Annotated in this window: 23 protein-coding genes; 7 read left to right on the forward strand and 16 right to left on the reverse strand. The window is 61.2% G+C overall.

All coding sequences use genetic code 11. The features are described from left to right. Nucleotides 1-16: 16 nt before the first annotated feature. Nucleotides 17-1222 carry a MalY/PatB family protein gene (locus ABEA12_RS01025; protein ID WP_210101809.1) on the forward strand — a complete coding sequence of 402 codons (1206 nt, stop codon included), beginning with the start codon at nt 17-19 and terminating at the stop codon, nt 1220-1222. Nucleotides 1223-1240: 18 nt separating this feature from the next. Here ABEA12_RS01025 and ABEA12_RS01030 read toward each other — a convergent pair whose 3' ends face one another. From ABEA12_RS01030 to ABEA12_RS01065, 8 genes are all read right to left on the reverse strand, one after another. Then, nucleotides 1241-1543 (reverse strand): NADPH-dependent FMN reductase family protein, encoded by a 303-nt coding sequence (locus ABEA12_RS01030; protein WP_345465866.1) that lies wholly within the window; start codon nt 1541-1543, stop codon nt 1241-1243. Between the two features lie 3 nt (nt 1544-1546). Beyond that, nucleotides 1547-1933, reverse strand: a complete 387-nt coding sequence (locus tag ABEA12_RS01035) for an NAD(P)H-dependent oxidoreductase (protein ID WP_345465869.1) — start codon at nt 1931-1933, stop codon at nt 1547-1549. Nucleotides 1934-1995: 62 nt separating this feature from the next. Continuing rightward, nucleotides 1996-2214 (reverse strand): hypothetical protein, encoded by a 219-nt coding sequence (locus ABEA12_RS01040; protein ID WP_210101810.1) that lies wholly within the window; start codon nt 2212-2214, stop codon nt 1996-1998. 85 nt (nt 2215-2299) lie between these two features. Next, nucleotides 2300-2965 (reverse strand): Pr6Pr family membrane protein, encoded by a 666-nt coding sequence (locus ABEA12_RS01045; RefSeq protein ID WP_210101811.1) that lies wholly within the window; start codon nt 2963-2965, stop codon nt 2300-2302. A 225-nt stretch (nt 2966-3190) separates the two neighbouring features. Then, complete coding sequence (locus ABEA12_RS01050; RefSeq protein ID WP_210101812.1) at nt 3191-4750, reverse strand: molybdopterin-dependent oxidoreductase; 1560 nt, start codon at nt 4748-4750, stop codon at nt 3191-3193. Between the two features lie 123 nt (nt 4751-4873). Further along, complete coding sequence (locus tag ABEA12_RS01055; protein ID WP_210101813.1) at nt 4874-5722, reverse strand: anti-sigma factor; 849 nt, start codon at nt 5720-5722, stop codon at nt 4874-4876. After that, complete coding sequence (gene sigK / locus ABEA12_RS01060) at nt 5722-6324, reverse strand: ECF RNA polymerase sigma factor SigK (protein WP_210101814.1); 603 nt, start codon at nt 6322-6324, stop codon at nt 5722-5724. Before sigK ends, ABEA12_RS01055 begins: the two co-directional genes overlap by 1 nt. Nucleotides 6325-6495: 171 nt before the next feature. Beyond that, complete coding sequence (locus ABEA12_RS01065) at nt 6496-7122, reverse strand: fasciclin domain-containing protein (RefSeq protein WP_345465992.1); 627 nt, start codon at nt 7120-7122, stop codon at nt 6496-6498. Here ABEA12_RS01065 and ABEA12_RS01070 point away from each other — a divergent pair. From ABEA12_RS01070 to ABEA12_RS01085, 4 genes are all read left to right on the forward strand, one after another. After that, entirely contained in the window at nt 7004-7279 is a 276-nt protein-coding gene (locus tag ABEA12_RS01070) for a hypothetical protein (protein WP_345465995.1), read from the forward strand. The two genes, ABEA12_RS01065 and ABEA12_RS01070, sit on opposite strands and share 119 nt — an antisense overlap. A 445-nt stretch (nt 7280-7724) precedes the next feature. Beyond that, entirely contained in the window at nt 7725-8864 is a 1140-nt protein-coding gene (locus tag ABEA12_RS01075; RefSeq protein WP_210101816.1) for a type III polyketide synthase, read from the forward strand. A gap of 9 nt (nt 8865-8873) precedes the next feature. After that, nucleotides 8874-9584: a methyltransferase domain-containing protein gene (locus tag ABEA12_RS01080; RefSeq protein WP_210101817.1), complete on the forward strand. Its 711-nt coding sequence runs from the start codon at nt 8874-8876 to the stop codon at nt 9582-9584. Beyond that, nucleotides 9581-10771 carry an FAD-dependent oxidoreductase gene (locus ABEA12_RS01085; protein WP_210101818.1) on the forward strand — a complete coding sequence of 397 codons (1191 nt, stop codon included), beginning with the start codon at nt 9581-9583 and terminating at the stop codon, nt 10769-10771. The genes ABEA12_RS01080 and ABEA12_RS01085 overlap by 4 nt, the downstream gene beginning before the upstream one ends. A 112-nt stretch (nt 10772-10883) precedes the next feature. On the opposite strand, the gene ABEA12_RS01090 is transcribed toward ABEA12_RS01085, so the two are convergent. Together ABEA12_RS01090 and ABEA12_RS01095 are read right to left on the reverse strand one after the other, a co-directional pair. Next, nucleotides 10884-11876 carry an HNH endonuclease family protein gene (locus ABEA12_RS01090; RefSeq protein WP_210101819.1) on the reverse strand — a complete coding sequence of 331 codons (993 nt, stop codon included), beginning with the start codon at nt 11874-11876 and terminating at the stop codon, nt 10884-10886. 109 nt (nt 11877-11985) lie between these two features. Further along, on the reverse strand, nt 11986-12585 hold the full coding sequence (locus ABEA12_RS01095; protein ID WP_210101820.1) for a sunset domain-containing protein: 600 nt from the start codon (nt 12583-12585) through the stop codon (nt 11986-11988). A gap of 248 nt (nt 12586-12833) precedes the next feature. On the opposite strand from ABEA12_RS01095, the gene kynA reads away from it, so the two are divergent. Continuing rightward, nucleotides 12834-13703: a tryptophan 2,3-dioxygenase gene (gene kynA / locus ABEA12_RS01100; protein ID WP_210101821.1), complete on the forward strand. Its 870-nt coding sequence runs from the start codon at nt 12834-12836 to the stop codon at nt 13701-13703. A gap of 9 nt (nt 13704-13712) precedes the next feature. Next, complete coding sequence (locus tag ABEA12_RS01105) at nt 13713-14546, forward strand: PaaX family transcriptional regulator (RefSeq protein ID WP_345465882.1); 834 nt, start codon at nt 13713-13715, stop codon at nt 14544-14546. 37 nt (nt 14547-14583) lie between these two features. Here the strand turns inward: ABEA12_RS01105 and ABEA12_RS01110 are convergent, their stop codons facing one another. From ABEA12_RS01110 to ABEA12_RS01135, 6 genes are all read right to left on the reverse strand, one after another. After that, the gene (locus ABEA12_RS01110) at nt 14584-15465 is read right to left on the reverse strand and encodes a formylglycine-generating enzyme family protein (RefSeq protein WP_210102657.1); all 882 of its coding nucleotides are present in this window, start codon (nt 15463-15465) and stop codon (nt 14584-14586) included. A gap of 106 nt (nt 15466-15571) precedes the next feature. Further along, nucleotides 15572-17029, reverse strand: coding sequence for a sulfatase family protein (locus ABEA12_RS01115; RefSeq protein WP_210101822.1), 1458 nt, complete (start codon nt 17027-17029; stop codon nt 15572-15574). 108 nt (nt 17030-17137) lie between these two features. Continuing rightward, entirely contained in the window at nt 17138-18142 is a 1005-nt protein-coding gene (locus ABEA12_RS01120; RefSeq protein WP_210101823.1) for an aliphatic sulfonate ABC transporter substrate-binding protein, read from the reverse strand. An 18-nt stretch (nt 18143-18160) separates the two neighbouring features. After that, the gene (locus tag ABEA12_RS01125; RefSeq protein WP_210101824.1) at nt 18161-18988 is read right to left on the reverse strand and encodes an ABC transporter ATP-binding protein; all 828 of its coding nucleotides are present in this window, start codon (nt 18986-18988) and stop codon (nt 18161-18163) included. After that, nucleotides 18985-19791: an ABC transporter permease gene (locus ABEA12_RS01130; RefSeq protein WP_345465892.1), complete on the reverse strand. Its 807-nt coding sequence runs from the start codon at nt 19789-19791 to the stop codon at nt 18985-18987. The genes ABEA12_RS01125 and ABEA12_RS01130 overlap by 4 nt, the downstream gene beginning before the upstream one ends. Nucleotides 19792-19877: 86 nt before the next feature. Further along, a complete protein-coding gene (locus tag ABEA12_RS01135; protein WP_210101825.1) occupies nt 19878-21083 on the reverse strand; it encodes an ROK family transcriptional regulator in 1206 nt (401 codons plus the stop codon). Between the last annotated feature and the right edge of the window lie 261 nt (nt 21084-21344).

The following is a 21344-nucleotide window of genomic DNA, read 5'->3' on the forward strand; positions in this document are numbered from 1 at the left end:
CGTCTAAGCTGGCTAAATGAGCGCCCACCCCTTCGACTTGCTGACCGTGGAGCAACTGCGTCGCTCCGGATCGCTGAAATGGTCCGAATACAGGGGAACCCTGGGCGCATGGGTAGCAGAAATGGATTTTGGAACCGCCCCGGGCGTTATTGTCGCCGCGCAGGAAACGCTGGCCAACGGACTTATCGGCTACGCTCCCACACAGTTGGTCAACGACATGCAGCAAGCCACCGCCGCCTGGCTGGACAACAGGTTTGAGTGGAAGCTCGAACCGGGACAGGTGCGGCCGCTGAACTCCGTGGCAGTTGCCCTTGACGCCGCGATCATGCATTTTTCCCCCCAGCACCACCCCGACGCCCCGGTGGTCCTGCTAACCCCGGCCTACATGCCTTTTCTTGCCGCGGCTTCACGCTTCGGGCGGGGCACCATCCAGGTCGCCATGCTTCCAACGGAAACCGGATGGGACATCGACTGGCCGGCACTTAAGCATGCGTTGGCCGGCGGTTCCCTGCTGGTGCTGGTGAACCCGCACAATCCCATCGGCAAGGTCTATTCGCGTGAAGAGCTCCTGGCGATTTCCGAGCTCGTGGAGGCCACCGGGTCCCGGGTGTTCGTCGATGAGATCCATTCGCCGCTTGTTTTCGACGGCGCTTCGCACATCCCCTACGCCACGGTTTCCCACGCCGCCGCTGCACACTCCATCACGGCCGTCGCCGCCACCAAGGCATTCAACCTGCCTGGCCTGAAGTGCGCCCAGTTGGTGCTGACCAACGATGCCGACCGCAGGCTTTGGGCTGGCGTGGGTGATACTTTCGAGCATGGTGCCGCGAACGTGGGACTCGCTGCAACAACCGCCGCCTATCGCACCGGCACGGGGTGGCTCGACGGAGTGATAGCCTATCTGGATGAATCCCGGATGCTGCTGGCCGACCTGATCACCGAACATTTGCCCCATGTGCGCTATCGTCCCCCGCACGGCACCTATTTGGCTTGGTTGGATGTCTCCCGTCTTTCCCTGGATCCGAGTCCTGCCCGTTTCTTCCTCAAGGAAGCACAGGTCGCCTTGATCAACGGAAGCGATTGCGGTGCCGGGGCCCAGGGATTCGTTCGCTTGAACTTTGCCACCCCTCGACCTGTCCTGGGCGGAATGATCCATCGCATGGGGGCCGCGGTGGATGGATGCGACAACAAGGACATGACGGATCCCGAGTTCGCGCAGTAGTTCCTTGCCCTATGGCGACTAGCTTGCCCGGATGTTGGCCAGCAGCTGTTCGGACGGCAGCGAGGTCATATCATCGCGCGGGTTTGCTGTCTCGCTCACGCGCGGTGAGACGGAGCGGGTCTCATCCAGGCTCCGGGTCAGGACGACTGACCCGTGTTCTCTGGCAATTACCCGAGCCAGTTCGACCCCGGCATGGCGCTCGCGTTCGCGTTCACGTTCGGCGAGGGTCCCCTGACCTTGGTCGTCACCCCAGTCCTGGGGCGAGGCAAAGACCGCGGTGGGCATGACCCGGGCGCGCAGGTACGAGAAGATCGGGCGCATCGCTTAGTCGATAACCATGCTGTGGCGTGGGCTTCCGCCGGTGGCCGCAAGAACCATCGGTTTGTCTTCGAGCAAAGCCGGGTCCAGGATGTCGATGAAGGTTTTGAAGAGGCCAGAAACCGAGGCCGTGAAAACCGGTGACACCACGACCAGGCCGGCGGCGTCCGCCACTGTTTCAATGACCTGGGCCAGTCGCTGCGGTGCGTGGCCTGTGAGCAGGTTGCTGGTGATGTCGTTGGCGTAGTCACGGAGCTCGACCACCCTGAGTTCCGCTTGGACACCCCTGGAAGCCAGTTCCCTGACGGCGGATTCTCCAAGCTGTCGCGCCAGCAGGCTGGAGGTCGACGGCGTGCCCAGTCCGCCGGTACTAACGACGATGTCTTGGCTCATGATGCGTAGGCCCCCACCTTCGAATACATGTGCTTGCATGTAAAGAAACGAAAGCCACCAAATCATTCCCGGCGGTCCTCCATGGCCGTCGGCTCCGGTTCGGCAATCATGGGTGGCATCGAGCAAACGTCGCCGAAGCATCTTCCGCGAATGGCGGCCACCGCGCAATACACGGCTGCCGCACCCGCCCCCAGTGCGGCGACGAACGCGTCGGACCACAGCGAAACGGACACGGCTGCCAACACCAACGCTACGGCCAGCCAAATCGCCCGATCCCTCAAGAGCCCACTCCCCTGCTACCTCGAATTGTTATCGCGGAATCCTGCGGGCATACCCCCGAGGGTATCCCATCTTCTTTGCCGGGCACTAGGCGGTTCGGCGGCGCAGGCGGCTGACCCATAAGACCCCGGCACCTGCAACGCCAATGACCATCGCAATCATCGCCACGTAGAACCCGACGGAGTAGTACCCGTTCGCGCTCGTGTTCGGGTCGAGGAAGGGGTAGGGATACCAGGGGTTCCCGGTGCGCGGGTCCAGGACCATTGCGCCCCGGGCCAGGGTATAGCCTGCCCACAGCACCGGCATCGCAACGATCCCCCAAAGCGCCTTGGCGCCCAATGGCCGCCGCCCCGGGGCAATGAGCCAGTCTAGCGCCACAACGGCCGGGGCAATGACGTGAAGTATTTCGTTGGACCATGGCACTGTGGCCCCTTGGGGCAGTTCCACCCCTCGCAACAGCAGGTTGTAAACCACCCCCGTGGTGGCCATGTAGGTGGTTGTTGCCGCCCGGACCATGCTCCACCCGCGGGGCTCCGCTCGCTTGGACAAGGTGAAGATGCCAACGAACAAAACCACCCCAGCCAGGATGTTGGACTCGATGGTGAAAAATGAGAAGAAGTTCTGGATGACAAAGTCGACTTCACCCTGCCCCGATACCTCGTTTTTGATGCTGCGTTGCAACTGCACGAACACGGCGGCGATGATGGCGATACTTCCACCAATCCGCAACAGGTAGGCCAAGACGCGTCTCATATCAGGTGCTGATCCCTTTCTAGGTACTGCACCAAAGCCTAAACGGTTCGGGCCGACACCGCTCGGAAGACACTTTGGTTTCCGATCAATCTCGCATTCGCGCCTGCCGGACGCGACCGGCGGGGCCCGTTCCATGCCATGCTTTGGAGTCCTGCGGAGTAACCGGCGCCCACCCTGATGACGCCGGCCCCGCTGGCGACCTCATAGAAGGCGGCGGTGCTGGGATTACTCGACGGAGAACTGCACGCGCTGCCAACCGCTTGCCCCGTTGGGCACAGGATCCGCCTTGTCGCTGGTTTGCACGTTGCCCTCTCTATCAACCGCCCGTACGGTGACCGTGTGATTTCCCGAGGATCCGCCCTCCCAGTCGTAACGCCACTGCCTCCAAGTGTCCAAGGAAGCCTCGGTGGCAAGCTCCGCGTCCTTCCAGTCCTCGTCATCGATCTGCACCTGGACCTTTGATATCCCCTTGGTCTGCGCCCAAGCGGTTCCGCCCAACGTGACCTTGCCAGCGGGAACGCTGGCGAACGAGCGGGGAACATCAACGCGCGAAGACAGCTTGATTGGACCGTGGTCCGACCATCCGCGCGTGGTCCAGTAGCCCATCTTGTCCTCGAAGCGGGTCACTTCCAGATCCACGACCCATTTGGTGGCCGAAACGTAGCCGTAGAGACCCGGCACCACCATGCGAACCGGGAAGCCGTGTTCCAAGGGCAGGGGTTCCCCGTTCATGCCAACCGCCAGCAGTGCCATGCGGTCGTCCATGAGGACCTCGATCGGCGTAGAGGCGCTGAAACCGTCTTCCGAAGTCGAAAGGACCATGTCTGCCTCGGCCTGGGGCACGGCCCTTTCCAACAGCTTGCGCAATGGATAACCCAACCATTTGGCGTTGCCCACAAGTTGGCCACCAACAGGGTTGGAGACGCAGGTCAGTGTCAGGTAGGTTTCCAGGAGATCTTCGGCCAGCAACTCATCGAAGCTGATGGTGAATTCCTTCTCGACCATTCCGTGGACACGCAGGGACCATTCGGAGGGGTTGATCCGCGGCACCGAAAGGGCCGTATCGATCCTGTAAAAGTCCTTGTTGGGCGTCACGAACTTGGGCATGCCTGACAGCTCGATCTGGGCACCGGCCGGCGGTGGGTCCGCCAGCACCTTGGCGACGGGCAGGCCCAGGGCCGAACGCGCGGAATCCGCTACGTTCCTGACAGTGGCCAGTGATCTTCCCACCCCGGTTGCCACTGCGGAACCAACCAGTGCAAGCGTCGCGCCAAGCAGGAAATTCCTGCGCGACGAGCCCGGCTTCTCCGACTGTTCCTGACCGGGCGCTCTGGTCCTGGAGGCAAGCTTCGTCAACCATTTCAAGGTGCCCAGGCTCGCCACAGTGCCCAGGATCACAGGGGTCAGATCCACTAGGCCGGTGGCGGGCCGGGAAAGGACCGCAGCTCCGATAACGACTGCAAGCAGCAAGATGATTGGTGCAGCCAGGGCAAAGTGGCGCCTAGCAAGGATCCCGATGAGCACCGAAGCGATGGAAACGACAACACCGATGGAGATGAACAGCGCTAGTTTGTCGTTGGTTCCAAACGTGGCAATGGCGAAGTCCTTGAGCCATGGAGGCGTGAGGTCGATGAATACCGCCCCCATGGCCACCAGCGGCGCCGAAGCTGTCGCAAAGAATGCCGACATCAACTGCGCCACGGAAAAGAGCACTGCTGCCGCTGCGAAACCCGAGAGCCCAAAGACTCCCAGGTCGCGCAGCCTCGTTGCTGGTTTCTTGTTCATGAGGTCACCTACCCGTACGTTGTATGGCTTCCTCCCCGCCGTGCGCGGGGAGCTGCCTTTCACTTCGTATTCGGAACGATACCTTCGACGGATTGGATGGCAACCGTTTTTCCCTGGTCGTTCTCAGAGTGCTTGGACCAGGATCGGTTCGGTGGTTGGCTCCGGGGAACCGGAGGCCGGCTCGACGGTAATGCCGAAGTGCGTAACTCCGTCCATCGACCCTGAAACCAAGACCATTCCGTCAGCTTGGCCGCCATCGACCATTCCTGCCGGAACTGCCCCGTCACCGGAGATCAGCCAGAGTTCATACCCCTTGTCGCTTGGCAAGGCAGGCATCCCCGCGGTGGTCACAGCCATCATGCCTTCGGCGGCAGAGTAGGCCAGCGTCACACGGGCGCCGTCACCCATTTTTTGTGTCTTGGACTGGACATCGGCGGCTGTCAAAATGCGTGTCAGCTCGGCTTGCTTGGTGTTCAGCGCCGCGAGTTGCTCCTCTAGTTCCTGCTGCTGTGAGTGTTGATTGATGACCACACCGCCCAAGGCGCCAGCGGCAACCAGCAGTACACCGGCGGCCAGGGCAAACATCCGTCGTTGTGGTTTGGCGGGAACCGACATGATTTCGCTAGGCTCAGCGGCCGAAACGGCACCGCCAGAAAGAGCATCCGGTGAATCGATGTCTGATCCAGGGAGCTGATGTTCGGTCGGGCCGTTATCCTCAGCAGCTTGTTCCGTTTCAAGCGGTGGTAGTTGCGGAGTGTTTCGGATTGCCGCCATGATGTTTCTCTTAACGCTGGCGGGCGGCTGCACAGGAGCAGTCGTCAGGCCAAGGAGTGCTGCAGTTTCCCGCATAGCCTCGATCTCCTCACGGACCCCGGGCGAGCTTTCAGCCTGGCGCAGCAGTTCCTCACGTTCGGCATCATCAATCGCGTTCAGGGCGAAACTGCCGGTTAGCTCGTTTTCGTGCTTCTCCATTACGCCACCCCCATCAGGTCTCGAAGTTTTGTCATGCCATCGCGTATACGTGTTTTTGCCGTACCCACCGGGATCTTGAGCAACTCCGCCACCTCCAGGTGCGTGTAGCCGCCGAAGTAGGCGAGCCTGATGGCATCGCGTTGGTTGTCGCTTAGTCGCTCCAAGGCGCGCGTCACACGGCGGCTTTCGTCGAGTTGGATGGCTGTTTCCTCGACGTCGTCGTAGCTGGCTTGGAATTCCTTGATGCCTTGGGTCAGGTCCCGATCCTTGCTGGCTTGGCTGGCCCGCACGCGGTCAACGGCTCGGCGGTGGGCCATGGTCAACAACCATGTGATGGCCTTGCCCTTGGTCGCGTCGTACCGCGCTGCATGTTGCCAGGCTTCGACGAAGACCTCTTGAGCCACTTCCTCGCTTTGTGCTTCATCCCTGAGCACTCGCCGGATCAGGCCGTAGACCTGGGCGGACAGTCGATCGTAGAGGAGCTCGAATGCGCTCTCATCTCCCTTGGCGATCTGAACCATCAGGTCTTCGGGGGTTGGAACGGAGAGCTGCTCCGTTTCACCAATTCGATTTGGGCTCATAAGCTCAAGCGTCTCACGCATTGGAGCCACCTCCCGCCACATTGGCTGGCGCGCCGAGCAGTTGCAATCTTGCAACACACGCCATTGTCTCTATGTCCCTGATGCATTCAGAGGGCAAGTGCTTGAGGTCGAAAACCCCTCAAGCACCAGCCCCCTGGTCAGTTAGTTCGATTCGAGCACTGCTCGCGGCAATTACTTCTTGGCCGGGGGCATCAGGACCGAGTCGATCAGGTAGACAGTCGCGTTGGCGGTCTGGACGCCACCGCAGATCACCTTGGCGTCATTGACAGTCAGGTCATCGCCGCTGCCGGCAACCTTCAGGTCTTGGCCTTCGACGGTCGTGTGCGTTCCGTCAATCTCGTCGGGCGCGATCTGGCCCGGCACCACATGGTAAGTCAGGACGCTGCTGAGCGTGTCAGCGTCCTTCACCACGGCGTCAAGGTCTGCCTTGGGGATGGCCGCAAATGCGTCATCAACCGGCGCGAAGACCGTGAACTCACCGCCGTTGAGGGTGTCAACCAAGTCAACGTCCTTGTTCAGCTCGCCGGACACTGCTGCGGTCAAGGTGGTCAGCAGCGGGTTGTTGGAGGCTGCCACTGCCACGGGGTCCTTGGCCATGCCTGCAACCGAACCTTCACCGCTGGGTACGGCCTCGGCGTAGGCTGCACAGCCTGAACCAACGAGGTTGGCGGCCGGGTCCATGGCAGAATCGCTGGCCATTGCCGAGCTGCTTGGAGCAGCCGAGGTGCTGGACTGGGACATCGAAGAGGAAGGAGCCATTGACTCACTGGAGTCGGTGCCCGAGGAACAAGCGGTCAATCCGACGGTGGCTACTGCCATCAGTCCGAGAGCTGCAGCAAATTTCCGGTTCATGCGCTTCATGTCATTCTCCTTAGCTGGCGGAAACCCCTGGGTCTCCGCGTTTGCCCTACCCTTGTTGGTGCGGGCTGTCATGAAGCATTCGGTGCCGCGGTGAAAACGGATTGGAAACTATCCAAAAAACTTTTCATCCGCCAAAACGCACCGATTTTTACATCCTTCCTCATTCCCCTGGCTTAGAAGAAGCGGAGAAGGTGTCTGTTTCTTCTCAGCCACGATTGAAGCGATCTTCAATCAAAGAATCGCCCAGAGTTTATTGGCGTAGGTTACGTTCTCGCTGCCTGAAGCCGGTTTGTTCCCTGGACGCTTCGCTGCGCCTCACGCCTTGGTTGACCTCTTCGAGAGGCTTATTGTTTTCGTGCGGCAATTTTCCTGGGATTCGTTTCCCCTTCATATTGGTGCCATCAGCATTCGGGACCGCTCTTGGTCTCCCATGGGTGGCGGTACTCCTGCGCCAGCTCCGCATCCAGCACTTTTCAGCATCACGGCGCCACGCCCGTGTCCTCTTTACCGCAGACCCGCTTGGCCATAGGCTCGGCAGTATGCCGGTAATGATGAGAACCATCCAAACTTCCGTCCCACCTACGATTCTGTACCAAGACAAGACTCGAGATGTATTCGCAGCGCAACCCAATTTGACGCGCTTGGGCCAGCGCCTGATTTCCACGTCTTTCGACTCGGCCCAGATATCAACGCGGCACACAGCGGTCACGGAATTTACCACGGAATCTGTGGCGGAAGACCCCTTATTCTTCAATGCAGAATCCGGACTCCTTTTGCGTCCCAGCACCAAGGAGCGAAACGAGGTATTTGCCGCCACAGCCCCCGGCCTGTACATAGACTCAGCAAAAAAGGCACTGGATGCATGTCCGGATCTGGATCCTTCGGACGTCACCCACGTGATCACGGTTTCCTGCACCGGGTTCTACAACCCAGGGCCGGATTACCAACTGGTCAGGGCATTGGACCTTAGCCCGGCAACACAGCGCTACCACTTGGGGTTCATGGGATGCTACGCAGCATTTCCCGCCATGCGCGCGGCCAAGAGCTTTTGCGACGCGGATCCCGACGCCGTGGTCTTGGTGGCCTGCGCGGAGCTTTGTTCGATCCATGTTCGAAGCTCAAACGACCCGGACACCATCATGGGCTCAGCATTATTCGCCGACGGTGCAGCGGCCGCCATCATCACGGCTCGCCCGTTTACCGGGACCGGGATCCAGCTCGATCACTTCGAAACGGTCCTTACCCCTGTGGGTGAGGAATCCATGGCCTGGAACATCGGGGATGAAGGGTTTGAGATGGTTCTGGGAACATACGTACCCCATATCATCGACGAACACATCGTGGGCGCCTTGGAACCGCTGCTGGCCAGGGATGAAACAGTTGGCGAGGACTATGCCGCTATCGAACACTGGGGTATCCACCCCGGAGGCCGGGCGATTCTTGACCGCGTGCAAAGGCGCCTGGGGTTGAAAGACGAACAGCTTGTCCCTGCGCGGAGGGTTCTCAACGATTATGGCAACATGTCCAGCTCAACGGTGCTGTTCGTCCTCAAGGACATCATGGACGAGCACGTGGCCAGGGACTCCGCTCACGGTGAGCGCATCTGTTCCATGGCGTTCGGTCCCGGCCTCACCGTGGAAACTGCGTTGATGACTCTGTCAACCGGGGACCAGGCCTAAACGACGCACATGCAACGGGATATTGCTGCCATCGAGAAAATGGACAAGCCGGATTGCGATCCAACCATGCTGGAGCGCACCTACGCCCAGTTTCCGCTGGTGAACCGTTTTGTTTCCGGGTGGAGGTCCGTGTACCTGAAATTGGTGCGGCCAGCCTTGCCCCACGGCCGTACCGGCACGATCCTTGATATCGGGTGCGGTGGCGGGGACATCGCCATGAACATGGTGAGGTGGGCCCGGGCTGACGGCTACAACGTGAAGGTGTTGGGAATCGATCCTGACCCCCGGGCACACGACTTCGCCTCCCGCGCCGCAGCTGCTGCCGGAATCGGACCCGAGAACTTGGAATTCCGCCAGGCGACGAGCTCCGATCTGGTCACCGAGGGGTCTATCTTCGATGTGGTGTTCTCAAACCACGTGCTGCACCACTTGAACCAGAGCCAGCTGGCAGGAATATTGGCTGACACCCAGTCGCTGACCCAGGGAATTGCCATCCACAGCGACATCCGGCGTCGGCGCTCCGCACTGGTTTTCTTTGGCCTCGCAACACTTCCACTGGCACGCTCTTCCTTCATCAGGTGCGACGGACTCACCTCCATTCGGCGCAGCTTCACACCTTCGGAGCTTGGCAGGGTTCTTCCCCGGGGTTGGGAAGCCCATACGGCTGGGGCGTACCGGAACCTGGCGATCTGGCGGGCAACGCCTCGGACGCGGCCATGATCGATGTCCTTGTCATAGGCGGCGGACCAAGTGGGCTTACGCTGGCAATCCTGCTCATCGAGGCTGGTTGCAATGTCAAGGTGCTCGAGTCCCGCACGGTCGTTGGAGAGCATTCACGGGCGATCGGTATCCATCCACCGGGCCTGGACGTTCTTCACAGGGCAGGAATCGGAGACGCCGCACTGGCCAACGGGGTGCGGATCTGCCGTGGGATCGGGATCTCCCGGGGACGGATCGTTGCGGAACTTGAATTCGGGTCCATCCCCTCATCGCATCGTTTTGTGCTTTCGCTCCCACAAAACCGAACGGTTGAACTCTTGCGGCAACGCCTGCATGGACTTGATCCCACGGCATTGATGCTGGGCACGGAATTTCTTTCCCTTGCGACGCACAAAGAATTCATCACCGCGCAGGCAGTTGGTCCTAATGGTGTCGTGAAGACCTTCGACTGCCATTTCCTCATCGGTGCCGACGGGACTCGTTCAAGCGTTCGCGAGGAAGCGTTAGTTCCCTTTCAGGGCTCGGAACTTTCCGATCGCTACATCATGGGTGATTATCCCGACGGCACAGATTTCGGGGCCGTCGCGGCCCTCTTCCTGCACACCCAAGGGATCACCGAGTCTTTTCCCTTGCCAAGGAACAAACGGCGTTGGGTATGCTGGGTCGGCACAAGGGAGACAGCGTCGCTTCCCGAGCTGGTGGCCCGTCGAACGGGGCACCAGGTTAACGCCGAAGAAAACACCATGCTCAGCCGTTTCACGACCCAGGAATTCTCCGTTGGTGCCATGGCCCATGGAAATGTGGTCCTGATCGGAGATGCCGCCCATGAGATCAGCCCCATCGGCGGGCAGGGCATGACCCTGGGCTTGGTCGATGCAGCGGAACTCGCGCCACTGCTCGTCGCCGCCCTCAATGGCGCCGGCCCCCGACGCCGCCTTGATGACCAATTCAGCCGGTTCTCCGCTTTGCGCTTGGCTGCTGCCCGGCGCGCGGCGCGGCAAGCCCGGCTGAACATGAGGCTGGGCCGTCCACTCTGGGGTCCCTCCATTGGTCTGCGCGATGCCCTGGCACGGGCAGTCTTTTCCTCGAAGCCGGTAACTGCCTGGGTAGCTTCCACCTTCACGATGACGCGCGACCAATCCAAGTACCGCCATCAAGCCCGCGTCGACGGATCAGACGCCCCTTGATTTGAAACCGGATGATTCACGGAAACGGTGTTGCGACTCAATCCAGGGATTCCCGCGGTCCAGGCACGTTCCGCTTACGGCAGTGACCAGGCAACGGGCATCCGAGCTGGCACTAGCGCCAGCGCAGGCGCGTATCGGTGCTGCTGGTCTTGCAGGTGTAGCTCTTGCCGTTCTTCTTCCCGATGCCCTGTGACCCTTTGTCTGCCTTCGCGCAATACGCGCCCGGCGAGACCGCCTTGGGCTTTGTGGCGTTTACCGAGGGCTTCTTGGTGGGTGCGGCATGGCCTTTGGGTGCAACGCGTGGAGCCTTGGTCGCAACCAGCTTGATCGGAGTCACCTTCGCCGCTTTTTGCTTGGGGCACGTATTCAGGACCCGCCTCATGGCCTCGGATTCCGGACGCGTCACCGCAAGGGCGTACTTCTTCTTGACACTGATCTGGATGGCCACGTACCGACAGCGGAAAGACTTGTAGCTCGGCAGCCATTCGGCCGCATTCGCGTCCCCCTTGGAGCGGTTCGCCGAGGCTTGTGAGGCCATCAGGTTCAACGGGTCGTTGGCAACGGCGAGCCGTTGGTCCTGGGACAGTTGTTGGCCTCCGGATATCCACACATTCTTCAGGGCAACCATGTGGTCGATGTCAACGGATCCACTGTTCACTTTCCACTTGATCGTGGTTCCCGTGTAGGAATCGTCAAGGACGCCCGAGGCTAGCTGGCACTGCTTTGCGTCCTTGTACTTCACCTTGGACATGTCACGCTTGAGCGTGTCCTGGCGTTCGTCGCATTTATTGCCGTTGAAGTCCTTCCAGCCGTTGCCAAACTTCCCGTTCCGGTTGTATCCGGTCGCCGGAGCCTTGCCCTTGACCTTGAGGGTGTTCAGCGTCGCGAGTGCTCCGGGGCCCTCGAGCTTCGGGCCGGGCAGGACCTTCGCCCCTCCGGGCGAAGCCGGGGTCTTCTTCCGTGCCGCTGAAGAGCCGACCGAAGCCGGGGCACTGCTGGTGGTTGCGGGCTTGTCGGGCGCGGCCCGCTCCAGCAATGCCGGGTCAGCCACCATGGTTCCGGTCAGGACCAGGATGGCAAGGATAAAGGAGATCAGGTGTTTCAAATTGCTCTTTCACGAAGACTCAAGGCGGCATGACGCCCAAAACATGACCACGCAGCCGTGGCCCACGAATTGCCTGCGGGCCACGGACAGCTGGAACCTCAGTGCCGATCTAGCGCTTTGAAGCGCGGTATCCGGCCTTGCTGGCATCAGAGGTTGTTTTGAAGCACTGCTCGGGTACGGTGCGGTCGTAGTACTGGCCACCACGAACGTGGTACTTCCATTCCTTGTTGCTGCCGGTCTGGTTCCCCTTGACCGGGAAGCCTGCCGGACAGCTCTTCCCCTTGGGCTTCGACCACGACTTCTTGGCTGCGACCTTTTTGACGATTAGGGTCTGCGCCTTGGAGATGGAGCGCTTTTTCTTGCCGATCTTGTATTTCACCGTGGTCGTCACCTTGTAGGTGCCTGCCTTCAGGGAAACTGACGTCTTGTTCTTGACGAGGGTCTTCTTTCCCCTCTTGACCGTCAGCAGCTTCGAGGTGATCTTGGTTCCCTTGGATGCCTTGACCAAAGGCTTAATGGTGGCCTTCGCCGAGCCCTTGACCGACTTGTTCGGGATCTTCTTGATCGTGACTGCCGGCGCTTTCTTGGCGGCAACGACGCTAATGGACTGTGCCGGCGCCACCGGTGCTGCCGTTGCCACGGCGGCACCGGAAAAAGCGATTGAAATCGAGGCCGCGACTGCCACAAGTGTGCGAGTGAAAATCTTCATTTATCCCCCAGGATTTATATAAGCGGACTGCGCATCCGCTCGGTACCAAGCCAGTACAGGGGTTAATCAAACCATGTCACACCGCACTGGGGGAGATCGACACGAATCAGGGAGCTGGCCGCCCACGGACCACGCCAACGCCGTCCCCCGTTGTCCCTCTCCGGCCATGGGCTGCACACTGCCAGGCCAGCCCGAAACCAATCATTTCATTTGATTGACGCACGTCGAGATACTGATATGCTTTTTCCATGGCCTGCCCACATGCACAGACACCCCAGGGTGCACGCGAAATCGAAGACACCGTCCGCACCGACTTCCACAACTCCATGTCCTACGGGAGCTACCTGGACCTTGAACGCGTACTTTCCGCCCAGCATCCGGTCAGCGTTCCGGAGCACCACGACGAAATGCTGTTCATCATCCAGCACCAGACCAGCGAACTCTGGCTCAAGCTGATGCTGCACGAACTCATGGAATCACGCAGGCTGATGGATACCGACGAGATCGGCAAGGCCCTGAAATGCCTGGCCCGCGTCAAACACATCCAAAAGACCCTCACCGAGCAATGGTCGGTGCTGGCCACTCTCACCCCGCGTGAATACGCGCAGTTCCGTGGCTTCCTCGGTTCATCCTCCGGCTTCCAATCCTTCCAGTACCGGGCCGTCGAGTTCATCCTGGGCAACAAACACGAAGGCATGCTGAAGGTCTTCGAATCCGATCCCGCAGCACACGAACTTCTTGCCAAGATCCTGCACGAACCGACAGTCTACGATGCGTTCCTGCACGCGCTCTTCCGCTCCGGGTACGCCGTTCCCGAAGCCATCCTCAACCGCGACGTCACCCAGCCCTGGGTCTTCCAAGAGGCACTGGTTCCCATCTACAAGGATATCTACGAATCCGATGACACCACGTGGAGCCTCTACCAGGCCTGCGAGGACCTCGTCGACCTTGAGGACAATTTCCAGGCATGGCGCTTCCGCCACATGCGGGTCGTCCAGCGCACCATCGGCTTCAAGAAGGGCACCGGGGGTTCCTCCGGCGTTGACTTCCTGCGGCGCGCACTGGATCTCACGTTCTTCCCCGAGCTGTACGCCGTGCGCACCGAGATCGGCAAGTAGCCGGTCCCGATGCTTTCGGAACTCGATGACTTGGATGCCCGTCCGGGAAGCACGACATCACTGGTCCGCACCATCGTGGGCCTTTACCTGCGCGCCCTGGGCGGCTGGATTTCATCAGCCCACCTGATCGCGCTGATGTCCACCGTGGGAACCACCCCACAGGTGACCCGCACGGCGATCTTCCGCCTGAAATCCAAGGGGATCCTGGAACAACTGGACCGGGACGGAGTCCCAGGGTTCGGGCTCAGCCCCACCGGGGAGCGCATCGTGGCCCGTGGGGATCGGCGCATTTTCACCCCGCGCTCCATGGGACCCACGGATCAGTGGTGCTTGGCTTCCTATTCGATCCCGGAAGCCGAACGCGAACGCCGGCACCAGCTGCGCAAGTACCTACAAGGCATCGGCGGCGGGCAGATGGCCCCGGGCCTGTGGATCTTCCCCGACTACCTGCGCGCCGAGGTGTGGCAGGTCCTGCGTGTCCTGAAGCTTCAGGACCATGCGACGCTCATTGTTTCCCAGGCGCTGGAGTTCACCGGGACCCCGCAGGAGGCAGCCGCCTCATGGTGGGACCTGGAGTCTTTGGCGTCACTGCACCACCGTTTCCTCGAGCTGAACGATACGATGGCCGATGCCCAGGAGCATGACCCCGGCGCGAGTTTCGCCGCCTACGTGCGGGCCATCGACTCGTGGCGGACCATCCCATACCTCGATCCAGGCCTGCCGGACAAATACCTTCCCGAGGACTGGCCCGGGCACCGAAGCACCGAGCTGTTCCTGGGGATCCAGGCCAGCCATGCAGCAGCGGCGGGCAATTACGTGGCGTTGCCAAGCCAACAGGGCTGAAGCCTGCAGGCGGAAAGGTCGCCTTGTCCGCTTGGCGCTACTTTACGCAGCGAAAGCCAATATGGGTGGTTGCGGAATCCGCTGTTTGGGGCGAGCGCGCCGCCGGGCGGTACCTGTGGCAGTATTCGGGGGCGCACAGGTGTGATCCGCCTTTGAGCACCAATCGGGTCTCCGCTCCGGCACCCGGTGATTCGCCGGGCCCGCAGCTGCAGCCCTCCGGGCTCGTGGCCACCGAGCCGCCATGGTCCGCGGTAAACCTCGAGGTCGTCCATTCCCAGACGTTTCCGGTCATGTCGTAGAGCCCGTAGCCGTTGGCCGCAAAGTTGCCCACCGCCGAGGTCCCGGCAAAACCCTTGGCGCCTGTGTTGCAATAGGGGAAGTTTCCTTGCCACGTATTGGCCGGCAGTTCCTGCGGATCGGGTTCCGCGTCTCCCCAGGAGTAGTTGGCTCCGTCCAGTCCCCCGCGGGCGGCGTACTCGAACTCGATCTCGGTGGGAAGCCTCTTGCCCGCCCAGACGGCGTAGGCTTGGGCATCCTCGAAGGACACCTGGACCACGGGATGCTGTGCCAAGGACTCAATCGTGGATCCAGGGCCACTGGGCCGGCGCCACGACGCACCGGGCTGCCAGCGCCACCAAGCACGCCAGTTGCCCAGGTCCACAGGTCCCTCGGTGGGGGTGAAGACCAATGAACCGGCGGTCCTCTCGGCGTCTGAAAGTTGCGGGAATTCCTTGCCGTCCAGGTCCCGTTCGGCAACGCATACGTATCCGGTGGCCTCCACGAAGACGTTGAATTGCGCATTGGTCACCGGGTGGACATCGATTTCGAAGCCATCCACGGTGGCCGTGTGCACCGGTGCTTCCTCGGGATAGAAGTTCTCCGAGCCCATCAGGAAGTTACCGCCGGGCAGGGCAACCATGGCGGTGGGTTCTGGTACTGAGTCAGACACGGGTGCTTCCTTCGAATTCTTGATGACCGGCTGGCTGCTTCGGCGAGGAATGCGGCCAGCCGGCCCATGGTGGTTCCTAGACGGAGGAACCTTCCAGCGGCTTGTGCATCAGGTTCGCCGGTACCGGCTGTGAATGATGGGGCTCGTCGCCGAGTTCTTCCTGCAGCATCCAGAGCTGCACCTTCAGGTCCTCACGGACCAAGAGATAGCTCGCATCATGGTAAACGTTGAGCAGCTCGTCGGGATCAAGAAGCATGTCATACATTTCCCATTCGGGTGCGTAGAGATGCTCGGAGGTCCCGGGCAGCCCCATTCCATCATTGTAGAAGTAGATCAGCTTGTACCGCTCGGTGCGGATCCCGTAGTGCGCCAGTACATGGTGATTCTCATCGTCGTTCTCGTAGTAGCGGTAGTACACGCCCTCGCGCGTCGGCGCGGCCGGGTCGGTGGTGAGCTGCGGGAAGAAGCTGACCCCCTGCATGCGATCGTGCGGCTGAACTCCGGCTGCCTGCAGAATGGTCTGGGCGAAGTCGACGTTGGTGACCATCTGTTCCAGCGGCTCGCCGGGGGCGATGGCATCCGGGTAGGACAGCACCAGCGGCATCCGGATGGATTCCTCATACATGAAGCGCTTGTCGAACCAGCCGTGGTCGCCCAGGAAAAAGCCTTGGTCCGAGGTGTACATCAACAGCGTGTTGTCGAATTCCCCGCGCTCCTTGAGCCAGTCGATGACCCGCCCGACGTTCTCGTCCACCGAGGCCACGCACGCCAGGTAGTCCTCCATGTAGCGCTGGTACTTCCACAGCGCCAGCGCCTCGGGGTCCAGGTCCGCGGGAGGGTCGACCTTGAGGTCGCTGAGGGTGAGGCTGTCGGCAATGCGCATGGCGGCATGCTTGGCGGCCGAGGACCGTCCAGCGTAGTCATCATTGAAGGTATCGGGCACCGCGATGGGCTCGGCGTACATTCCCTCGTGCTTGGGGTTCGGCTGCCAGTTGCGGTGCGGGGCCTTGTGGTGGATGAGCAGGCAGTAGGGGTCATCGCCTTCAAGGCCCTCGGCCCAGTCCAGAGACAGGTCGGTGATGATGTCGGTGGCGTAGCCCTCTTCGATGCGCACGCCGTCCTTGGTGAGGATCTGCGGATCGAAGTACTCGCCTTGGTCGCGCAGCACCGCCCAGTAGTCAAAGGCCTGGGGGTTGTGGGCTTCGCCCTCGCCCATGTGCCATTTCCCCACGATGCCGGTCTTGTAGCCGGCATCCTTGAGCAAGGAGACGAAGGTCGGCTGGCTCGCATCGATCGGGGTGACCAGGGTGGTCACGCCGTTGATGTGCGAATGGGTGCCGGTGAGGATCGACGCACGGCTGGGGGTGCACAACGAGTTGGTGCAGTAGCAGTGGTCGACGCGGCGACCTGCTTCGGCGATCTCGTCGATGCGCGGGGTTTGGTTCACTACCGATCCATAGGCACTGATGGCGTGCGCTGCGTGGTCATCGGTAAGGATCAAAACGATATTGGGCCGTTTGCTGGTTCTACTCATGGTTTCTTCGTTCTCCAGGAATGTGGTGGGAGTGAATCCGACCGGTTCCACCCTCTGCGGTGGCCACCTGACAACGGGGCCACCGCGGGGGCGGAAGTGATGATGGTGTTACTTGCCTGCTCCGACGAACAGGTCGGAAGTGAAGTATTCCTTCGGGCTTTCCGGGTCGGTGACCTTGTCGGCGCTGACGAAGTAATCGTTCATGCCCGTCAACCAGGAGTCGACGGTTCCGTCGGCGATCTTCTGATCGAGTTCCTCGGCGGTGTAGTAGGTGACGTTGGAGGCATCAACCTTGACGGTGTCAACGTCAAGCTTCATCAGCTTGGCGGTGAGCTCGATGGTCTCGTCCAGGTTCTCGGCGCGGTAGTCCAATGCTTCACGGACAACCTGCAGCACCTTCTTGGTCGTCTCCGGGTTTTCCTCGACGAACTTGTTGGCGCCGACGAAGCCCGAGGCGAAGGCGACCTCGTTTTCGAAGTCCTCGTTCGAGGAGAGGATCTCCAGGTCGGGGACCTGCTTTTCCACGGTGGAGATTAGCGGGTACCAAAGGCCTGCTGCGTCAATCTGCTTTGAGGCCATTGCCGCAACGATGGTGCCCGGGTCCATGGCTACCTTGTCCACGTCGTCAAGGCTCATCCCGGCCTTCTTCAGCGCAAGGTTCAGGATCATGTCGCCACTGGTGCCTTCGGCCACGGCGACCTTCTTGCCCTTGAGGTCCTCGATCGAGTTGATGCCTGCCTGGGCAATGACGCGGTCGCCGTTGCCCGTGGCGTTGACCGAGACGACCTTGGCATCGCCCTTGGCCGGCATCCACATGGCGCCTGGGCCGATGTAGCCGAAGTCCAGGTCCTCGGTTCCCAGCGCCTGGATCTGCAGCGGGCCGTTGGTGAAGACCGGGGTGTCGGCGTCAAGGCCGTATTTCTCCCAGAGGTTCAGTTCCTGGGCAACGGCGTGAACCGAAGCGCCGTTGAAGTCGGCGATGTAGCCGAAGGTGACTTTGTCCTTTGCTGCACCATCCGCGTTGGCATCCCCGGAGGCGGAGCAACCGGTCAGCGCAAGGGCTGCAACGGCGGCAACAGCCACTGCTGCTCGTTTAAAGAATCTTGACTTCATGTCTTTTGTCCTTACGGGTTAAGCCGTCGTAGCCGACGGTTCTGACACGGAGTTCTCTCCGCTTGTTTGGTGGTACACGGCGTTCCACACACGATTGCGCAGCGCAGTGAATTCGGGGCTCAAACGCATCTCTTCGGTGCGGATGGCGGGCAGGTCGACCTCGATGATTTCGTGGATGCGACCCGGGCGGGCTGCCATGACAATGACCCGGTTGGCCAGGAACACCGCTTCGTCCACATCGTGGGTGATGAACACGACGGTGCGCTGCTCCTTGCTCCAGGTCTCGCGCAGCTGTTCCTGCAGGTTCACGCGGGTCAAGGCGTCGAGGGCACCGAACGGCTCGTCCATGAGCAGGATCGAGGGGTTCACTGCGTAGGCGCGGGCAATCGCACAGCGCTGGCGCATGCCGCCGGAAAGCATCTTGGGCAGTGCGTCGGCGAATTGTTCCAACCCGACCAGCTCGATGAAGTGGTCCGCGATCCGCCGGCGCTCGGCTTTGGGCATCTTCGCCGTCTTAAGGCCGAATTCGACGTTGTCGCGCACGGTCAGCCACGGGAAGAGCGCGTACTGCTGGAAAATGACGCCGCGCTCGGGACCGGGCCCGTCCACGGCAACCCCGTCAACCAGTGCCTGGCCGCCGGATACCGTTTCAAGACCCGCCAGGATGTTCATCATGGTCGACTTGCCGCAGCCCGAGGGTCCGACGACGGTGATGAATTCATTGTCGCCAACGTCCAGGGAGACATTGTCCAATGCCTTGAACTCGGTGTTACCCAGCGGGTAGACCTTGCTCACGCCCTGGATGGAAATCTTCGGGTTCGCCAAAGTGCTGGTCATCGTGCTCATCGTCGTTCCTGCCATGAGGTGAGTTTGGTTTCGGTAAAGAGAAGAATCCGGTCCATCAAGAGGCCCAGGATGCCGATGACGATCAGGTTCACGAAGATCGTTGGCAGGTCGTAGTACAGCTGGGCCTGCTGCATGCGGTAACCCAGGCCGTCCTGTGCGGCGATCAGTTCGGCTGCGACCACGGTCGCCCAGGCGGCGCCCAGGCCAACACGCATGCCGACGAGGATGAACGGGGTGGATGCGGGAATCACGACGCGCGCGAAAATGCCGGCATCCTTGGAGCCCAGCACACGTGCCGCATTGATCAGCGTCTTGTCCACGTTCACCACGCCTTGGTAGGTGGAGATGACGCAGGAGAGGAAGGCCGCCAAGAAGATCACGAAGATCTTGGGCTGCTCCCCGATGCCCATGAGCACCATGACCAGCGGGATGATGGCCAGCGGAGGGATGGTGCGGAAGAACTGGATCCAGGGCTCCATGATGCCCCTGGCAACGGCGTACCAGCCCATGAGGAAGCCGACGGGGATAGCCAACAGGGTGCCCAACGCGAAGCCGATGAGCACTCGGGTCAGCGAGGCAGCGAGGTCGGTGAACAACGTGCCATCGGCCATCAGCTGGCCGGCACGCTCCACCACCTGGGGCGGTGTTGGCAAGCTGAACCCGGAGGCCGAGAGCACCCACCAAAGTGCGATGCCACCAACGACGGAAACGATGTTCAGCGTGAGCATCTTGCGCTTGGTGCGGCGCTTCTTCTCTGCCGGGGTGGCGATAGCGCGGGGTTTCGTGGCAGTTAGGGTACTCATCTGCGTGATCTTTCCTCGCGGGTTCTTTGGCTCATGGTGGTCTTGCTCCTTTGCAACTGACAAATTCTGGAGAGGCTGCTTGATGCTCATGCTTGCACCGCATACCTTTCAAGAAGGCTGGATCTTCGCAGAACTGCCGCGATTGCCCCGCGGGCCCCGGCATCATCGCCCAATACGGCGGCCCTCACCACCGGGTTGGCCTCGGGGATGGGAAGAAGTTGGTACCGGATAGCCACCTTGGCGAAGTCCAGGATCTGCGGGGCCACCGTCATCAGGGCACCGCCTATGACGATCTCGGAGGGGTCCACCACCACGGCCAGGCCTCCAAGGACACGGCCAACAGCGTCGCCGACCTCGTGAAGCACCGTGCCCAGGATCGGGTCCCCGGTGGCGGCCGCGTGTTCGATTCCCTCAAGGCCATCGAGCTCCAGGCCTCGCTCCGCACAGGCATCCAGCACCGCCGGAACCGACGCGATCGTTTCCAGGCAGCCGCGTTTTCCGCAGCGGCAGGGCCTGCTGTTGTGATGAAGTGCCGCCGAATGGCCGATTTCCCCCGCATAGCCGAACGCCCCGGTCGCCAGGGATCCATCTACCACCAGTGCACCGCCGACGCCTTGGTCGAGCCTGACGTAGAGCAAGTGTTTGGGAGCCCCTCCCTCGGAACCCCAGATGGCCTCGCCAAGACCGGCCAGCCGCGCATTGTTGTCGATGGTCACCGGCGCATCAAAGCGTGCCCGGAACAACGCCAGCAGTTCACTGGCACCTTCCACCGCCGTGGTGTCCTTTTGGTCGCGCCCAAGTGCGAGCCGGGAACCCTTTTCCGAGAATGGCCCCGGAAAGCCGATGCCAATGGCATTGAGCGAGTCGTAATGGACCCCTGTCTTTTCCTGCAGTGATTCAAGCAGCGTGAAGGCGATCTTCGCTCGATCGGCCCAGGTCGTATTCGTTGGGTATTCCTGCTTGCCGTTGGCCACGATCTCGTGGCTGGCATCTGCAACGGCGATCCGCACCTGGCCGTGGCGGAAGTCGATCCCGATGGCCAGCCCGGCCTCCGGGTCGATGGCCAAACGCTCCGCAGGGCGTCCGCGGCCGGTCGTCTCGCTCTGGCGAACCGCGACGATCGCACGTCGTTCAAGCAGGTCCGAAGTGATCTCGGAAGTCGTGGTCCGAGAGAGCTTTACGCGTTCGCAGATTTCCGCGCGGCTCAGGGCCCCGTGCTCACGCAGCGCCCTCATGATGCGCTCTTCGTGTGAGCGCCTCACCAACGAGTGCGCCCCAAGTTGTTGGGTCATAGTCGTCAACTTTAGGGAGCCGTAATTTTTCCGTCAACTCTCCGGCATAATTCATTTATCGTTCTGTCAATCCATGGCAAATCGTTGCGACCGGGCCTCTTGGACCTCACGGCCTCCGGCGTTTGGAGCCGGTGCGGGGTCCGATCCGACCCCGCTATCCGGGCCGGCCCGGCAGCCCTCCTGGAGCGGGCCACCGACCCTCGGATTTTCGGCCGAGCACCGGAAACCCGCGAACCGAGAACCCGATTAGCATCAAACCCG

The sequence above is a fragment of the Paeniglutamicibacter antarcticus genome, assembly GCF_039544305.1.
Taxonomy (GTDB): domain Bacteria; phylum Actinomycetota; class Actinomycetes; order Actinomycetales; family Micrococcaceae; genus Paeniglutamicibacter; species Paeniglutamicibacter antarcticus_C.

Excerpts from the sequence above, each read along its gene's own strand:
- ABEA12_RS01120 (WP_210101823.1), bottom strand. The coding sequence starts at position 18,142 with ATGAAGTCAAGATTCTTTAAACGAGCAGCAGTGGCTGTTGCCGCCGTT.
- ABEA12_RS01110 (WP_210102657.1), bottom strand. The coding sequence starts at position 15,465 with ATGGTTGCCCTGCCCGGCGGTAACTTCCTGATGGGCTCGGAGAACTTC.
- ABEA12_RS01080 (WP_210101817.1), top strand. The coding sequence starts at position 8,874 with ATGCAACGGGATATTGCTGCCATCGAGAAAATGGACAAGCCGGATTGC.
- ABEA12_RS01125 (WP_210101824.1), bottom strand. The coding sequence starts at position 18,988 with ATGAGCACGATGACCAGCACTTTGGCGAACCCGAAGATTTCCATCCAG.
- ABEA12_RS01050 (WP_210101812.1), bottom strand. The coding sequence starts at position 4,750 with ATGAACAAGAAACCAGCAACGAGGCTGCGCGACCTGGGAGTCTTTGGG.
- ABEA12_RS01105 (WP_345465882.1), top strand. The coding sequence starts at position 13,713 with ATGCTTTCGGAACTCGATGACTTGGATGCCCGTCCGGGAAGCACGACA.
- ABEA12_RS01070 (WP_345465995.1), top strand. The coding sequence starts at position 7,004 with ATGGCAGAATCGCTGGCCATTGCCGAGCTGCTTGGAGCAGCCGAGGTG.
- ABEA12_RS01030 (WP_345465866.1), bottom strand. The coding sequence starts at position 1,543 with ATGCGCCCGATCTTCTCGTACCTGCGCGCCCGGGTCATGCCCACCGCG.
- ABEA12_RS01035 (WP_345465869.1), bottom strand. The coding sequence starts at position 1,933 with ATGAGCCAAGACATCGTCGTTAGTACCGGCGGACTGGGCACGCCGTCG.
- sigK (WP_210101814.1), bottom strand. The coding sequence starts at position 6,324 with ATGCGTGAGACGCTTGAGCTTATGAGCCCAAATCGAATTGGTGAAACG.
- ABEA12_RS01130 (WP_345465892.1), bottom strand. The coding sequence starts at position 19,791 with ATGAGTACCCTAACTGCCACGAAACCCCGCGCTATCGCCACCCCGGCA.
- ABEA12_RS01075 (WP_210101816.1), top strand. The coding sequence starts at position 7,725 with ATGCCGGTAATGATGAGAACCATCCAAACTTCCGTCCCACCTACGATT.
- ABEA12_RS01055 (WP_210101813.1), bottom strand. The coding sequence starts at position 5,722 with ATGGAGAAGCACGAAAACGAGCTAACCGGCAGTTTCGCCCTGAACGCG.
- ABEA12_RS01025 (WP_210101809.1), top strand. The coding sequence starts at position 17 with ATGAGCGCCCACCCCTTCGACTTGCTGACCGTGGAGCAACTGCGTCGC.
- ABEA12_RS01115 (WP_210101822.1), bottom strand. The coding sequence starts at position 17,029 with ATGAGTAGAACCAGCAAACGGCCCAATATCGTTTTGATCCTTACCGAT.
- ABEA12_RS01135 (WP_210101825.1), bottom strand. The coding sequence starts at position 21,083 with ATGACCCAACAACTTGGGGCGCACTCGTTGGTGAGGCGCTCACACGAA.
- ABEA12_RS01085 (WP_210101818.1), top strand. The coding sequence starts at position 9,581 with ATGATCGATGTCCTTGTCATAGGCGGCGGACCAAGTGGGCTTACGCTG.
- ABEA12_RS01045 (WP_210101811.1), bottom strand. The coding sequence starts at position 2,965 with ATGAGACGCGTCTTGGCCTACCTGTTGCGGATTGGTGGAAGTATCGCC.
- ABEA12_RS01095 (WP_210101820.1), bottom strand. The coding sequence starts at position 12,585 with ATGAAGATTTTCACTCGCACACTTGTGGCAGTCGCGGCCTCGATTTCA.
- kynA (WP_210101821.1), top strand. The coding sequence starts at position 12,834 with ATGGCCTGCCCACATGCACAGACACCCCAGGGTGCACGCGAAATCGAA.